Annotated in this window: 14 protein-coding genes; 9 read left to right on the top strand and 5 right to left on the bottom strand. The window is 34.7% G+C overall.

Going from position 1 to position 15,176, the window contains the following annotated elements; translation table 11 throughout:
- Positions 1-137 precede the first annotated feature (137 nt).
- Positions 138-1,190 carry a S9 family peptidase gene (locus JRC48_RS02280; RefSeq protein ID WP_235070256.1) on the top strand — a complete coding sequence of 351 codons (1,053 nt, stop codon included), beginning with the start codon at positions 138-140 and terminating at the stop codon, positions 1,188-1,190.
- Between the two features lie 212 nt (positions 1,191-1,402).
- Here the strand turns inward: JRC48_RS02280 and JRC48_RS02285 are convergent, their stop codons facing one another.
- From JRC48_RS02285 to JRC48_RS02295, 3 genes are all read right to left on the bottom strand, one after another.
- Positions 1,403-3,019, bottom strand: a complete 1,617-nt coding sequence (locus tag JRC48_RS02285; protein WP_235070257.1) for an IS1182 family transposase — start codon at positions 3,017-3,019, stop codon at positions 1,403-1,405.
- A 98-nt stretch (positions 3,020-3,117) separates the two neighbouring features.
- A complete protein-coding gene (locus JRC48_RS02290; RefSeq protein WP_235070258.1) occupies positions 3,118-3,720 on the bottom strand; it encodes a DUF445 domain-containing protein in 603 nt (200 codons plus the stop codon).
- A gap of 207 nt (positions 3,721-3,927) precedes the next feature.
- Positions 3,928-5,118, bottom strand: a complete 1,191-nt coding sequence (locus tag JRC48_RS02295; RefSeq protein WP_235069807.1) for a transposase — start codon at positions 5,116-5,118, stop codon at positions 3,928-3,930.
- Positions 5,119-5,363: 245 nt separating this feature from the next.
- Between JRC48_RS02295 and JRC48_RS02300 the strand changes: the two genes are divergently transcribed.
- Entirely contained in the window at positions 5,364-5,648 is a 285-nt protein-coding gene (locus JRC48_RS02300; protein ID WP_235070259.1) for a hypothetical protein, read from the top strand.
- Positions 5,648-6,061 carry a YtxH domain-containing protein gene (locus tag JRC48_RS02305; protein WP_235070260.1) on the top strand — a complete coding sequence of 138 codons (414 nt, stop codon included), beginning with the start codon at positions 5,648-5,650 and terminating at the stop codon, positions 6,059-6,061. Before JRC48_RS02300 ends, JRC48_RS02305 begins: the two co-directional genes overlap by 1 nt.
- Before the next feature lie 183 nt (positions 6,062-6,244).
- Here JRC48_RS02305 and JRC48_RS02310 read toward each other — a convergent pair whose 3' ends face one another.
- Positions 6,245-6,742 carry a DedA family protein gene (locus JRC48_RS02310; RefSeq protein ID WP_235070261.1) on the bottom strand — a complete coding sequence of 166 codons (498 nt, stop codon included), beginning with the start codon at positions 6,740-6,742 and terminating at the stop codon, positions 6,245-6,247.
- A 211-nt stretch (positions 6,743-6,953) separates the two neighbouring features.
- Here JRC48_RS02310 and JRC48_RS02315 point away from each other — a divergent pair, with 211 nt between their 5' ends.
- From JRC48_RS02315 to gshAB, 4 genes are read left to right on the top strand one after another with little or no spacing between them, the layout of a single operon-like run.
- Positions 6,954-7,238, top strand: coding sequence for a metalloregulator ArsR/SmtB family transcription factor (locus JRC48_RS02315; RefSeq protein WP_235070262.1), 285 nt, complete (start codon positions 6,954-6,956; stop codon positions 7,236-7,238).
- Positions 7,239-7,258: 20 nt separating this feature from the next.
- Positions 7,259-7,657, top strand: a complete 399-nt coding sequence (locus JRC48_RS02320; protein ID WP_235070263.1) for an arsenate reductase ArsC — start codon at positions 7,259-7,261, stop codon at positions 7,655-7,657.
- Positions 7,658-7,670: 13 nt separating this feature from the next.
- Positions 7,671-9,005 carry an MATE family efflux transporter gene (locus tag JRC48_RS02325; protein ID WP_235070264.1) on the top strand — a complete coding sequence of 445 codons (1,335 nt, stop codon included), beginning with the start codon at positions 7,671-7,673 and terminating at the stop codon, positions 9,003-9,005.
- The gene (gene gshAB / locus JRC48_RS02330) at positions 8,983-11,289 is read left to right on the top strand and encodes a bifunctional glutamate--cysteine ligase GshA/glutathione synthetase GshB (protein WP_235070265.1); all 2,307 of its coding nucleotides are present in this window, start codon (positions 8,983-8,985) and stop codon (positions 11,287-11,289) included. The genes JRC48_RS02325 and gshAB overlap by 23 nt, the downstream gene beginning before the upstream one ends.
- A gap of 25 nt (positions 11,290-11,314) precedes the next feature.
- Here the strand turns inward: gshAB and JRC48_RS02335 are convergent, their stop codons facing one another.
- Entirely contained in the window at positions 11,315-12,136 is an 822-nt protein-coding gene (locus JRC48_RS02335; protein ID WP_235070266.1) for a hypothetical protein, read from the bottom strand.
- 283 nt (positions 12,137-12,419) lie between these two features.
- Between JRC48_RS02335 and JRC48_RS02340 the strand changes: the two genes are divergently transcribed.
- Together JRC48_RS02340 and JRC48_RS02345 are read left to right on the top strand one after the other, a co-directional pair.
- The gene (locus JRC48_RS02340) at positions 12,420-13,583 is read left to right on the top strand and encodes a hypothetical protein (RefSeq protein WP_235070267.1); all 1,164 of its coding nucleotides are present in this window, start codon (positions 12,420-12,422) and stop codon (positions 13,581-13,583) included.
- 146 nt (positions 13,584-13,729) lie between these two features.
- A complete protein-coding gene (locus tag JRC48_RS02345; protein ID WP_235070268.1) occupies positions 13,730-14,518 on the top strand; it encodes an endonuclease/exonuclease/phosphatase family protein in 789 nt (262 codons plus the stop codon).
- The last annotated feature ends 658 nt before the right edge of the window (positions 14,519-15,176 follow it).

Raw genomic sequence — 15,176 nt, forward strand, 5'->3', positions numbered from 1 at the left:
CACGGTGAAAGGGAGGTAAACTTTATCATTTACAAGGAATTTGGGAGTCGTTAAGAGCGGGAATGGTTTTTAATAGAATAACTTAAAATCAGTGTCATATACTCTAAGCAAGTAATCATTGAAAAATAGGGAGGAGAATGACGGTGAAGTTTCGAAAAAGGCGACTTTTTATGAGTTTGCTCATAGGAATGACCATCTTTTTATTTCTTCCAATGGCGATGAGTTTTATGCTGTATGAGCATCGGTTTGGAAGTCGACAAGAAACACCTGACTATTTGAAATACGAAGTGGCGGAGTTTGATCAGTTACAAGCGACTCAAACTTTTTTTTCATCCAATCATCATCAAATGTTAGCAGGTGTCCTATATAAGAATGTAGAAGTCTTGCAACCTAAAGGCATCATTATTATTTCTTCAGGAGTTGAAGCTGGGCATAATCGGTATTTACCTGAAATTGATTATATGGCAAGACAAGGCTACCTTGTTTTCGCTTTCGATGGAACAGGAACTGATTTAAGTGAAGGAAGAAGTATTGTTGGCTTACCACAGGCCATTATTGATTTAGATTATGCTATTCATTATATTAAAGATTCGGAATCATTTGATGATTTACCTCTTATGTTATATGGTCATGGGGTAGGGGGATATGCGGCAATGAGTGTCTTAACTAAACATCAAGATATTACAGCGATTGTTGAACGATCGGGATTTTATGATTCAGCGGATTTAATGAATTTTATGGAAGAACCGATTTTAGGTCAACTCTCTCATCTTTTAACGCCATATATAAAACTTTATGAATGGTTAAAGTTTGGTGAATACGTCCAATTAAATGGATTAGACGCGTTAAGTCAAACGAAGACACATGTCTTATTTATGCATAGTCAAGATGATGATGTGGTTAGTTATCAACAAAATTTCGCTAAATTTGTTGATTTGTTTGGATCGATTCAACATTTTAAATTTATGAGTTATCAAAATCGAGGGCACGATATTGTCATTAATCCAACTCTTTTAGATACAGTTCGTGAACAATTTGAAGAAGACTATCCGTCAGTAGGAGAAATGCCGCAAGACATACGCCGAATGTATCATGAAGTTTTATATGACTTAGATTATCGATTAGATGTTTCAGTGATGAAAGAAATTATTGATTTTTATGATCAATGGATTGTCAAAGAGTATGAATAAAGAGAGTAAACATCTTTTAACGCGTGATAAATAAAAGGGGCTGTATCAAAATGACTAAAATTTTATAGTCATGGAGCGACATGCTCCTTTTTTTGGCTATTCATCGTAAAAAAATCAGTCTGTAAATTTAATTTTATGGGTTAGACTTAATTTTAAGCACGACGAAAAGAAGGACGTTTCTTTCCTTCAAAATGACAGTCTATTCTGATTTTTTAAGCCACTTTCCCTGGATGAAGTTGTTGTCCGCAACGATGGCTTTGAATTTTGTTATGTAATTTTTGCACATTATATCCAAAACATAGAAGCAATAGTTCGACTGTGACATGGACTTTTCCACGGGTTAAAAATTTTCTGAAGCCATAATCTTGTTTTAACACGCCAAAAGCACCTTCGACTTGAATCGAACGATTCTTTCTTAACAGAATCCCTTCTTCACTTTGGATATTTTTAAGGGACTCTGTTCTTAGCGAAAGCATTTTTTTAGACACTTCCAATCGTTTTGAGTTTCCTTCTTTCGCTTTTGTACATTTTAAACGCAAAGGACACTCTTGGCAGGTTTCACATTCATAAATCGTGACTTCTTTTCGATAACCGGTCTGACTTTCTCGAATTTTAACTTCGATCGGTTTTAACGTTCTGCCATTTGCGCACGTATAGGTATCGTTGAGTTCATCGTACGTCATGTTTTCTCGTTTCCCCAGTTGAGCTTTATATTTTCTTGTTTTTGAGGTTTCATAGTTGAGGGGCTTAATGAAACCTTTTTGATGGTTTTCCTTCAAATAAGCATAATTTTCTTCACTTTCATATCCAGCATCCGCAATGATTTGTTTAAACGTTCTGGAAAGCCGACCTTTCAGGGAATCTAAAAATGGAATGAGTGTGGGGACATCGTTAGCTGACTGAAAAACGCCCACACCTACGATATACTCGGCCTCAACTCCAATCTGGACATTATACCCAGGTTTGAGTTGCCCATTTTTCATGTGATCTTCTTTCATTCGCATGAAGGTGGCATCCGGATCTGTTTTTGAACAACTTGAGCGGGTTGAACCGATCATTTTTTGATAGTCCAAGTAAATGATTTGTTTCTCTATGAATGCTTCAAGTGTTTCAATCTGACGTTGAAGCTCTGTTTTTCGCTTCCCTTTCCCATAAACAAATTCAAGAGATTGCTCGATGACTTTTTCTTTTAAATTCAATAAACAAGCCTCTAACACAGGTAATGGATTCTTAACATCAAATGAATAGGAAGTGAGATAGCTGTCATTCACTTGTTGAAGGAGTTTTTCTATTTTGACCTGGAGCTTCGCTTCATTTTTAGTCACTGATTTTAACCAAATAAACGAATAGCGATTGGCATTGGCTTCAACTTTTGTTCCATCAATAAATAGGTTCTTAAAATGAATTTCATCTAAGGTGTGAAGACACTCAATGAATTGATCAAATAAATCTTCCATGACACCATCGCTTAAATGATGTTTTCTAAATCGATTAATCGTATGATGGCTAGGCGCTGGATATCCATTTAATAACCAGATGAAATGAATATCCCGTTGACAAAGTCGCTGAATTTCTCGTGAAGAAAAAGAGCGATTCATGTACGCGTAAATTAAAATCTTAAACATGATCACCGGTGGTACGACAGAATTTCTCCCTTTATCAGAGTAAGTGCTTAATAATTTTTTATCATCTAATCCCTCCAATAATTGATTAAGCAAACGTACAGGATCATGAGGTGGAATATAAACTTGAATATCCATCGTTAAAGAGAGTTGATATCCAGTTGAATAAGTTGTATAATCTTGATGTATATTTTCTTGATTACGCATAAAAAAAGTATACAAAAAAGCAGTCTCGAATGGGACTGCCTTTTTTTGTATCTTTTAGATTTTTAATTCAAGGGCCATCTATTTTGAGACAGCCCCTTTTAGATATACATCAGAAGGATTCCTTGAATAAGACCAATGATACCACCTAAGAAAAAGCCAAGCCATTCAATATGACGTAGTTCTTTTTTCGCAATTTTTAGAACAAGTCGTTCAAGTTCTTCTAAATCAAGTGCATTGATATTTCGTTCAATGAGTTCTTCAATTGTTAAGCGCGTTTTAACCATCTCTTTGATATTAATCATGACTTCGTTTAAGCCTTGGTCTACTTCATGATCAATCATTTGTTCAACAGGTCCTTGAATCATTCCTTTAAAAGGAAATGGAATCATAGCTGTTTTTTCATCAATAACGACTTTAATTTTTTCTTTTACATAGCCTTTAATTTGTTGTAAGTCTTCATCAGTGATCGTTTCATTAATTAAATCATCCACTGATAATAGTTCTTGAGAAACGACTTCAGCAATTGTTGTTGCGATTTCATTTCGACGTTTAGGAATTAAACCAACGATCGTAAACGGTGTGAAAGGAATACGAATTGGAGTTAATGGACGAAATAAAAGTTTGATGGCGAAAATATTTGTGATCCAACCAATGACTGCCCCAACCATTGTTACCATTAACAAAGTTATCACATGATTCATTTTTGTGCCTCCTAGTTGAATTTATGTTTCATTTTAACATAAGAACAATCAGAAAGTAAAATGAAGTCAGGGATATTGCCGAAAAAGATGACTAATGGTGAGGTTTTGTTTTGATGTTAGCTTATATCAGCATGTCATCATTAAGTAATAAACTATTAACGTGCAGTTTTTAAGAAAAATTTTCCATGTGGTGAAAATACACTGATTCTATGCAATTTTCAATTCTTCAAAAATGGTATTTAACCCTACTCCGGTTTGCGCTTTGATGTAAATGAACTTAACTAATTCCTGTTTTTGTTTTCGTTGGCATTCGCGTAAACTCTCGCCAATACAATCCCCTGTCTTAGTTACACGCTTTAGATACAGATAAACGAATTGAATCATTAACATCAAACGTTTAATCCCTTTTAATGTTCGAACTTGGTAACGAGCCAATCCAAAGTTTTGTTTCGTTTCACGAAAGAATATTTCAATGGGCCAACGTTTCGTGTAGTGCTTAAGAATTTGTTTAGCAGACAATTTTAAATCATGACTCATAAAACAACGTAAGGCTTTTTCTTCAAGTGGAGCCTTTTGTGGCCAACTCAAAATGATTTTGACGACATGGCCACCTCTCACTCGACCCTCATATGTATAAGTATAATAGGTCTCTGATCCAACTGTGACTAAGTCGAGATCTTTGAGGGATAAGGTGTTCGCAAATGATTTAAGTTGAATCCCTTTCGGACGATAGCCTTTCGGAAGAATGATTCGATTGGTTTTGATTCCTCCTAAGTAATAAAAGCCTAATTGATTAGCGATTTGGAATAAGGTTTCACAAGTATACCAACTATCAGCTAGGATGTATCCTTTATGAGGCGGTTTAGGTAAAGTGGTGAGAATCTCCTTAACGAGTTCAATTTTACTCTGTTTATCTTTCTCATACGGAATGATTTGATACGGTAAGGTGACGTCATCACATTGAAGCATCAGGGTAACAAATTGATGGCCATAGACGTATTGATGATGAAGATGAGAGTAGTGCCAACCACATCCTTGAATAGGATAAGTCGCCTGTGACGAGGGCTTAGTTTTAACACATGTTGTATCATCTACTAATACGTAAATAGGTTTTCCTGTTTGATGTGAACGATTGTAAATGCAAGATAGAAGATAGGATTGAATTTGATTAGAAATCATCTCATCATCCCAGGAACTATCATTTAAAAATCGTCCAAAAGTTGTCCGATGACAATGCTTAACGGCAGAGATTTTGCCCGTATAAGTTTCACTAATCATCAAATTTAGGAAATGGTTAAGATGCCTAAACTGTGGTTTCGATAGAAATAAGTCTAAGTCTAGCCCTTTTAAAAATTTGAAAATTGAATGAGAATCTGATATAATACCTTCCATGAACATTAACTCAATTCCTCCTTGTTAATTGGTTGTGCGAGACTTAATTATACAAGGATTTGAGTTAATGTTTTTTCTTTTTGCATTGGTATTTTATAACTGGAAATTAATTGGAAGTAGTTTTGCACATTAATAGTAATAAATTCAATAAAATGTAAAAAATAGAAATGAAAGTAATGAAATCATTGAATCCCTTTTTGATCGGGTTTATAATACAAACAGAGTGATTAAAGAAAAAGGGGCAGATACGGTTGACACTACACGACTGGTTAATGATAACCTCAATTGCTTGCTTAGTGATGATAACGATTTGTGCGATTTATTTGTTACATCGTTTAAAAACAACCATTGATCGACAAACATTAGAAGTCATTAAAAGCACAGAACAGTTAAAAAAATTACCAAACGACGTATCAGTTCAAAGCCGTTTAAAGGTGGATGAACTGAAAGGACGTTTGAAAATGGGGTGGCGTATTTTTACGTTTATCCGACATCAAAGAAAAAAGCGAAAATTAAAAAAGAGGATGATGAGTTAATGAAGAAACGTTACATTTTTACATTAGGTGCTTTAATGGGTGGAGCGGCAGCATTGTTTTTAACACCTAAAAACGGAAAAGAATTACAAGCTGAATTGTTAGAAAAAGTAGAGGAACTACAAGAAAAAGTGCAAAGCTTTGATCAACAATCGTTTAAAGAGACATGTAAGGAACAAGTTGAGCAACTAAAAGAAACAATCACGAACTTTGAGTTTTCTGATTCCATTCAGTTAGTTGAAGAAAAAGTCAAAGCAATAAATGAGCGCATTGCTAACTTAAAAGGGATGATTGACGATCACCAAGAAGAGACACTTCCTTCACTTGCATTAAATGATGAATTAGAAGATGCTGAGATGGTTGAAACGTTACAGACGTTAGAAGACTTAGAGGAAGTAGAAGCTTTAGAAAATTAATGATACATTAGCAAAAAGCCTGAATCATGACGGATGATTCAGGCTTTGTTTTATCTTTTATAATGATTGATGATTGAATTGAAATGAATAATTGAGCAATCGTTGACTAGATGATTCGCTAGATTCTGATGTGTCACTTCTAACTTAGATATAAGAAAAAAACACCATAAGTTAATGGTGTCTTTATGAGGAGTAAAGGGCAACTAAATAACCAATAAAGAGTGTCATAAAATTCCAAATGGCAATTCCTGCTGCCGAATAAAATGAGAATGTTTTAAAAGGGATCGCAAAAATTCCAGACATTAATGAAATGAACGTGCGAACAGTGGGCAAAATTCGTCCAATAAAACACATCATGGCTCCGTAACGTTCACTTAACTCACTAGCTTTTTCTAGGCTACGTCGAGTAGCAGGAATTTTACGATAAAAGAAGTCATACAGTGGACGACCGAATTTTATGGCGACAACATAATAAAGAAGACAACCGCTCACACTTCCAAGAACGGTTATGAGATAAATAAATAAAAAGTTCGAACCGCTCATTTTAATAAAAAAGCCAATGGTTGGTAAAATGATGATAGCAGGAATGCCGGTTAAGTTTAAGCTTTCTAAAAACAAAATAATAAATATGAGGAGAGGTCCATATTGATTAAAACCACTCAAAATATCCGATGTTTGCATGATTAATTCCTCGACTTTAAAATAATTCAACTAATTATAGCATAAGTTATGGGGATAATCACGTGGACATTTTTTACACTCAGTCGTATAGCTTCAAGCAGAATGTTACAAGTTAAAGATAAGGGATATGAATTGACAAAGAAAAAAATTCAAGTTAATATATTCCCGAGAAAGAATATTCTCGTATTGGAATATGAAAAAGGAGGAAATCATGAGTTATGTTAATGTGTTAAAAGCATTAGCAGATGAGAAACGACTTCAAATTATGTGTTTGTTAATTCATGGATCAAAATGCGTCTGTGAGATTGAGCCAGCATTAAATATTTCTCAGTCTTCAACGTCCAAACACTTAATAAAGTTAAAAAATGTGGGACTCATTCAATCGATCAAACGAGGACAGTGGGTTCATTACTATATTCCTGATGAAGTGTTTATTCGTTATCCATTTGTTAGGCAGTTAATTGAAGCAGTTAATTTAGAAAAATTTCAACATTAAAAAAGAATGGAGTTTGTTCAATGAAAAAAGTAGCGTTTGTTTGTGTACATAATTCTTGCCGCTCGCAAATGGCGGAGGCATTTGGAAAAGTGTTAGGATTAAATGTTTTTGAATCCTATTCGGCTGGAACTGAGCAGCGAGAGATGATTAATCAAGATGCTGTACGAATCATGAAAGAGATTGGAATGGATATGGAGCTGACTCAACGTCCAAAACTTTTAGAAGAAATTCCAGAAGTGGATATTGTGATTACGATGGGATGTAATGTCAACTGTCCTCATTTACCTTGTTCACATCGCGAAGACTGGGGATTAGAAGATCCATCTGGAAAAAGTGATGAAGCATTTCGTGAAACACGCGATATGATTAAAGCTAAAGTTGAGGAGTTAGTTCGAAGAATTCAAAATCATGACTTATAATCGGGGTGACGTCATGAAAAAAGTGGATTTAACACAAGGGCGTGTCGTCTCAGTTTTAATGACATTAGCGTTACCGATTATGGGAAGTTCCGTTTTACAATTAACTTATAATCTCGTCGATATGCTTTTGGTTGGTGCTTTAGGAAGTGAGGCGGTCGCGAGTATAGGAACATCGAGCTTTTTAATTGGAATAGCGAATTCTCTTCAAGCTTGTGTCGTCATTAGTACGGGTATTTTAGTGTCACATGCGATTGGGCGTCAAGATTTTGAAGCTCAGAAAAAGTATTTAAGTGTTGGGTTTCGCTTGAATTTGATCGTAGGTTTGTTTTTTGCAATATTTACGGCACTAGTTGGAAAATCGTTTATTTCATTTTTAAATGTTCAAAATGAAGCGGTTGAAGCTCAAGGATATGCCTATTTACTGGTGAGTTCACCGATGCTTGTTTTCTCGTTTTTTAATTTTTGGTATACCCGTGTCTATAATAGTTTTGGACAAAATAAAATGGCGTTTAAAATTAGTACCATTGGTGTTATTTTAAATTTAATTTTAGATCCCATTTTTATTTATCTTTTTAAATTAGGGGTTTTAGGAGCGGGATTAGCGACATTGATTGCAAACGTCGTGATGACTATTTGTTTTTATTTAAAATCAAGAACCTTGTTTGAGCTTGATTATCAAACAAACTATAAAAAAGAGGATTATTTTAAAATGATTCGCTTAGGGTTTCCCATGTCATCGCAGCGGGTCTTATTTACAGTTGTTAATATTTTGTTAGCAAAGATGATTACGACCTTTGGAACAGAGGCGATTGCCGCTCAAAAAATAGGATTACAAATTGAATCGATCACCTATATGGTCATTGGTGGTTTAAATGGAGCCATTGCAAGCTTTGTTGGACAAAATTTTGGTGCCAAAGCGTTTGAACGAATTAAACAAGGCGTTCGAGTGGCAATGGGAATAGGAATCGTTTATGCGTTAATAACGACGGTTGTTTTTTTAGTTGTGCCAGAGCAATTGGCGCACTGTTTTGTACGTGAAGAAGAGACCATAAAAATAACAGCCAATTATCTACGTATAGTTGGCGTAACTCAGGTGTTTATGGCGGTTGAAATCATTTGTAACGGTGTGTTTGTTGGATTAGGGATGCCTAAAATTCCAGCAACGATTAGTGTCATTTTTACAGCTGCACGACTTCCGATGGCTTGGTTATTCATTCAAGGCTTTGGTGTAAACGGCATTTGGATCAGTATTAGTGTGAGTATGTTATTAAAAGGCGTGGTAGCTTTATCTGTTTATCGTCGAAAAGAAAAGGAAGGGATTTTAAATGTTACAACAATTAAAGCATGAGCTAGAGAGTGAGGACATTCGTCAAGCCAATTTCGGAATAGAACGAGAAGGATTACGTGTCACACCAGATGGACATTTAGCGTTAACTCCACACCCAAAAGCATTTGGTGATAAGTTATCTCACCCCTTTATCACCACTGATTTTTCAGAAAGTCAAATCGAAATGATTACACCGACCTTTTCAACTGTTGAAGAAGTGTATCAATTTTTATGTGCCTTATATCAATTAACTGTTTCTGAATTAAAAGAGGAATACTTATGGCCTCAATCGATGCCGTGTACCATTGAAGCTGATCAAGACATCCCAATTGCTATGTTTAGTGATAACCTCGAGGGAAATGTAGCGATGAACTATCGTCAACATTTACTTAAAAAATACGGTGGGAAACGCCAATTGATTTCGGGACTTCATTATAATTTTTCATTTTCAGAAACATTAGTTCAAAAGCTTTATAAAAATCAGACCACTGATTTAGATTATCGCTTGTTTAAAGATCAGATTTATTTAAAAGTCGTGCGTAATTATATTAGACATCGTTGGTTGTTAATTTATTTATTAGGCGCATCACCGATTGTTGATGAAAGTTATTGTACCGAGTGTCAAACATCCTCTAAAGAAGTCGCGCCACATAGTTATACAAGATCAGGGGCTGTTTCATTTAGAAATAGCGCTTGTGGTTATCAAAATCACACCCCTATTTATGTCGATTATCAAGATGTTGAACGTTATGTTCAGTCATTAAATCAATATATTGAAAGTGGAGAAATTGCAAGTTTTAAAGAGTTTTATAGTCCGATTCGCCTAAAAGCTAAAGATTCTCATCACTTGATGGAGTCTTTAATGAAGGAAGGGATTGAATATCTTGAAATTCGCTCCATCGATTTAAATCCTTTTGAGCCTGCGGGCATTTCCTTAGTGGATTTACAGTTTATACATCTGTTTATTTTATTCTTACTAGAGGAAGAAGAAGTAGAGGATGAGAACTGGCAAAAAGACGCGACTGAAAATGAACGCCTGGTTGCTGTGGATGGGTTACAGAATGAATTAAAATTGATACGAAATAGTGAAAGAGTTTCATTTTCAGAATGGGCACTGGATATTTTAACTAAAATGAAAAAAATCAATGAGATGTTTTCACTTGGTTTAGAAAGCATCTTAGAGCAAAAACAGAATCAAATTTTAAATCCTGATCAAACGTTATCGGCTCAAATGGTTCAATTAGTGACAAAAAGTGATTATGTTAGTGCCAATCTTGAATTGGCTAAAGCTCATAAAGCCGCCATTTTAGAAAATGAATATTCATTATATGGATTTGAAGATTTAGAATTGTCAACACAGATTTTAATCAAAGAAGCGATTAAGCAAGGCATTCGCGTGGATATTTTAGACAGACAAGATAATTTCATTCGATTAAAGAAAAATAATCATGAAGAAGTGGTTCAGCAAGCGACCAAAACAGCACTGGATTCTTACAGTACGATTTTAGCGATGGAAAATAAGGTCGTAACGAAAAAAATATTACATGAAAAAGGCATTGTCGTTCCAAAAGGAGAAGTGTTTACCACGTTAAAATCAGCGATACAAGCCTTTGAACGTTACAAAGGAAAGCATCTTGTCATTAAGCCGAAAAGTACGAATTTCGGGCTAGGAATTACGATGATGGAGAAGCTAACATCAAAAAAATCATGGATTGAGGCGTTAAAAATTGCCTTTGGGCATGATTCATGCGTAGTGATTGAACAGTTTCAAAGAGGAAATGAGTATCGCTTTTTAGTGATCAATGGAGAGGTGATTGGTGTTTTACAACGAATCCCTGCTCATGTCATTGGCGACGGTGTTCAAACGATTGAACAGTTGATTCATGATAAAAATAAGCATCCTTTAAGAGGGACTGACTATAACAAACCGCTTCAAAAAATTAAAATTGATGATAGTTTACTTCATCATTTAAAAGAACAACAGTTAACACTTCATGATGTTCCTAGCAAAAATGAAGTGATTCAATTGCGAAAGAATTCGAATATTAGTACGGGTGGCGACAGTGTCGATATGACGGATTTGATGCCACAACGTTTTAAAAACATTGCAGTAGAAGCGACGAAACAATTGGATGTTTCAATTTGTGGCGTGGATATGATTGTTGAAGATTATGAAGATGAACAATCAAACTATGCGATCATTGAAATGAATCAAAATCCGGCAATTCATATTCATGCCTATCCTTTAATCGGACAAGGAAAAAATGTCGGGCAAGCCGTCTTAAAAGCATTACGCTTTATTTAAAAATAACCCTCCACTAAGTGGAGGGTTATTGTGTTACTTGTTCAATTTCATCAAGAATTCCGCTTAAACGTAAGGCAACCTCATCCAGCTGTAAAGCCGTTAAGTTCAATGCATCTTCAGTGGCTAGTTGTTGTTGCTTTGTCTTTTTAAATTGCTTCGTTTCATCATTGCTTACTGTGACATAGTTTGTTTCAAATGTTTCTAATAAACGTTTAGAGGTTTTTAGTCTGATTTGAAGAATGGCTTTATCAATGCCTGATTGTAAAACGTTAGATGCAAGTGTAAAAACAGTTGAGGTATCTTGTTCTTTTAGTTCTTGATCAATTAATTTAAAGGCTGTTTGAAGAGAAGTTTCGTAGGTCGCTTCATTTGGATTAGTCATATATTGTTCAATGGCATCCGTTGCAAAACTTAGCGCATACAAACTTGATTCAAAAACTGAATCATCTGCATGCTTTTTGGATTGTTTTTCAACTTGCTGTTTCAGTTTGGTTAGTGGATCTAAAATTTGCTGAGACAAAGAGGTTAGATAAGGATTTAATTCATTCATTAAAATATCATGTTGTTCTTTTAATTGATCGTATTGTGCCTGAAGGGTTTGTAATTGATCCTCAATGGTTAAACGTTCGTTAGTTAATAACTGAAGTTGAGACGTGGCATTAGCCATCGTTGGTGTTTCATGATCAAAAAGCGATTCGATTGGAGTCGTTTTGACACGAGTTGAATCTAAGCGGATGGCTTCATCTTCAATCAAAATATTAGAGGATGAGTGCGGTAAAAAAGACAGTGTCAAAAGAATGACGGTTAGACTTGAAGCAGAGAGTAGCGTAAAAGATTTAACGTTCATAATAACCTCCAAAAAATCATTTTTTAATAGTATGCATCATTTTATTTATTCTTTAACCTAAAATGTGATAAAAATCGTATTTTTAAGTGATAAATGGGATCTTTAAGTCAGCAAATTTTAGTTTTAATGGGTTGAGTTTATTTGGTTGCTTTTAGCAGGTAATCAAAATCTTTTTATTTATAAGCAGGAAATGGAAAAAATTGTGTCGATTTTCGTCATTGAATGGAACATTCATTTTCAATATAATGAATATATCTACTTTAGTGGAAAAGGAGTCGAGGACATGAATGAAGAAAAACGTAAAGTCAAGTCAGTAAGCCTTGAGACATTTGTGTTTTTAGGGATATTAGTTGTTGTATTTGGCTTTATTGGTCGTCAAATGGGTGTCGGAATCATGTTTAGTGTGATGATGAATACGGCGCATGATTTATTATTAAATACGGTATTTTTTATTATGGCACTTGCTGTTTTAGCAGGAGCTTTAAGTGCATTATTGTCAGAATTTGGAGTTATTGCTTTAATTAATAAATTGTTATCTATCTTTGTTAAACCGTTATATGGATTACCAGGGGCAAGTATTATCGGGGCAATCGCAACGTACTTATCGGATAATCCAGCCATCATTTCGTTTGCAAAAGATAAAGAATTCCAAAAGTTTTTTAAACCTTATCAAATTCCAGCTCTTTGTAATTTAGGAACCGCGTTTGGAATGGGATTAATTGTGACAACGTTTATGATGTCACTGGGTCAAGAGTATATGCTACCAGCGATCATTGGAAATGTCGCAGCTGTTGTGGGAAGTATTATCAGTGTACGATTAATGCTACGTTTTACAAAGAAATATTACGCAAATCACGCTCAACAAGAAGCAGATGAAACACATAGTCACGAGTTAACAACTCATCGTGAAATTCGTGATGGAAATATCTTTCAACGTGTACTAGATGCTATGCTTGAAGGTGGAAAATCAGGGGTTGAAATGGGAATGTCTATTATCCCAGGTGTTTTAATTATTTGTACCTTTGTCATGCTGTTAACATTTGGTCCTTCAACTGATCCTGTGACAGGAGAGGCTGTGTATTTAGGTGTGGCATATGAAGGAATTGGATTACTTCCAGCCCTTGGAGAGAAACTAATGTTCATTTTAAATCCATTATTCGGATTTACAGATGCTCAAGCCATTGCGTTTCCTGTGACATCACTTGGTGCAGTGGGAGCAGCTATGTCGTTAGTTCCTCGTTTTATTACTGAAAATATTATTACACCAAATGATATTGCTGTTTTTACGGCAATGGGAATGTGTTGGAGTGGTTATTTAAGTACTCATGTCGGAATGATGGATGCGTTAGGTGTGCGTAAATTAAGTAGTAAAGCAATTATTTCACACACGATTGGTGGAATTTGTGCGGGAGTCGTTGCACACTTTTTATATGTCTTATTTGTTTAAAAGGTTGCCTTTGAGGCAATCTTTTTTTATAACTTAGATCAATTAATGTGAATAGATGTAAAAAAAACAATTTAGATGGAATCAACCGTGATATAATAGAAAAAGAAAAAATGAAAGGTTTAACGAATTAAAAGGGGAGAGAGTAGATGAAGGTGATGACGTTTAATCTTCGTTCAGATTCAGTTTTTGATGGGAAAAATCGCTGGAGTCGACGAAAGGAAGTCGTTTATGAAATTTTGAATAACTATGACTGTGACATTATTGGTTTGCAAGAAGTGACGTTGAAAATGCGACAAGACTTAGAAAGTCAGCTCACTCATTATCATATGATTGGTCAACCACGCACCAAGAAATTTTTTGTTGAACATAATAATTTGTTAGTGTCTAAGCGTCATAAAATATTAGAGGAAGAAACATTTTGGTTATCTAATCAACCGAATAAAATGGGAAGCTCTATTTGGTATTCGATTTTTCCGCGAATTTGTACAACAGCTAAAATTCAGTTAGAAAACGGGGAAGTTGTTCGAGTGTATAACACACATTTAGACTGTTATTTATCACCAGCGCGTCAATATGGGTTAAAAAAAATCTTAAGTTATATTGAGGCACAACAAAAAATTGAAAAGCTTCCCATCATTTTAATGGGTGATTTTAATGCGAATCCAAATCATCGAATGATTAAGGATTTTTTACAAGGACAATTTAATCAACAACGCTTTGTCGCTGTTCAAGAATATGATCGATCAATGTATAATAAAGCAACGATGAGTCGATTTAAAGATCGCGAAAAAGGGATGCATTTAGACTATATCTTTGTTTCTTTAGAATACGAAGTGAAACACACTAAGATTATTAAAGATCATATTAATGGTCAATTTCCATCCGATCATTATCCATTATTTGCAGATGTTTGCTTAGCTTCATCTATTGAATAGGGAAGAGGAGGGCCGAAGTCACTTATCGGTTTTAAAATAAGCAAAAAAAGATAAGATTCGACAAATTAACACCAAAAGAACACAAAGGGTAATGATCTTTATGGCATAATAATAACTGTCTTGAAGAACAAGACACTACCCTAATTTATATTTACGAAGTTCCCCCAAAAAACTTCGTAATATTCTCTCTTTTCATCCCAATATTTATAAATCATCCCCTGTTTTATGAGGTTCGAAAGAACCTCCTTTTTTTATTTCATGAGAAGTAATTAGATAAAAAAAGATAAGATTCGACAGATTAACACAAAAAGAACACAAAAGGTAATGATCGTTATGGCATAATAATAACTGTCTTGAAGAACAAGACACTACCCTAATTTATATTTACGAAGTTCCCCCAAAAAACTTCGTAATATTCTCTCTTTTCATCCCAATATTTATAAATCATCCCCTGTTTTATGAGGTTCGAAAGAACCTCCTTTTTTTATTTCATGAGAAGCAATTAGATAAAAAAAGATAAGATTCGACAAATTAACACAAAAAGAACACAAAGGGTAGCGATCGTTGTGGCATAATAATAACTGTCTTGAAGAACAAGACACTACCCTAATTTATATTTACGAAGTTCCCCCAAAAACTTCGTAATATTCTCTCTTTT

It is taken from the genome of Turicibacter sp. TJ11 (assembly GCF_021497505.1).
GTDB lineage: Bacteria > Bacillota_I > Bacilli_A > MOL361 > Turicibacteraceae > Turicibacter.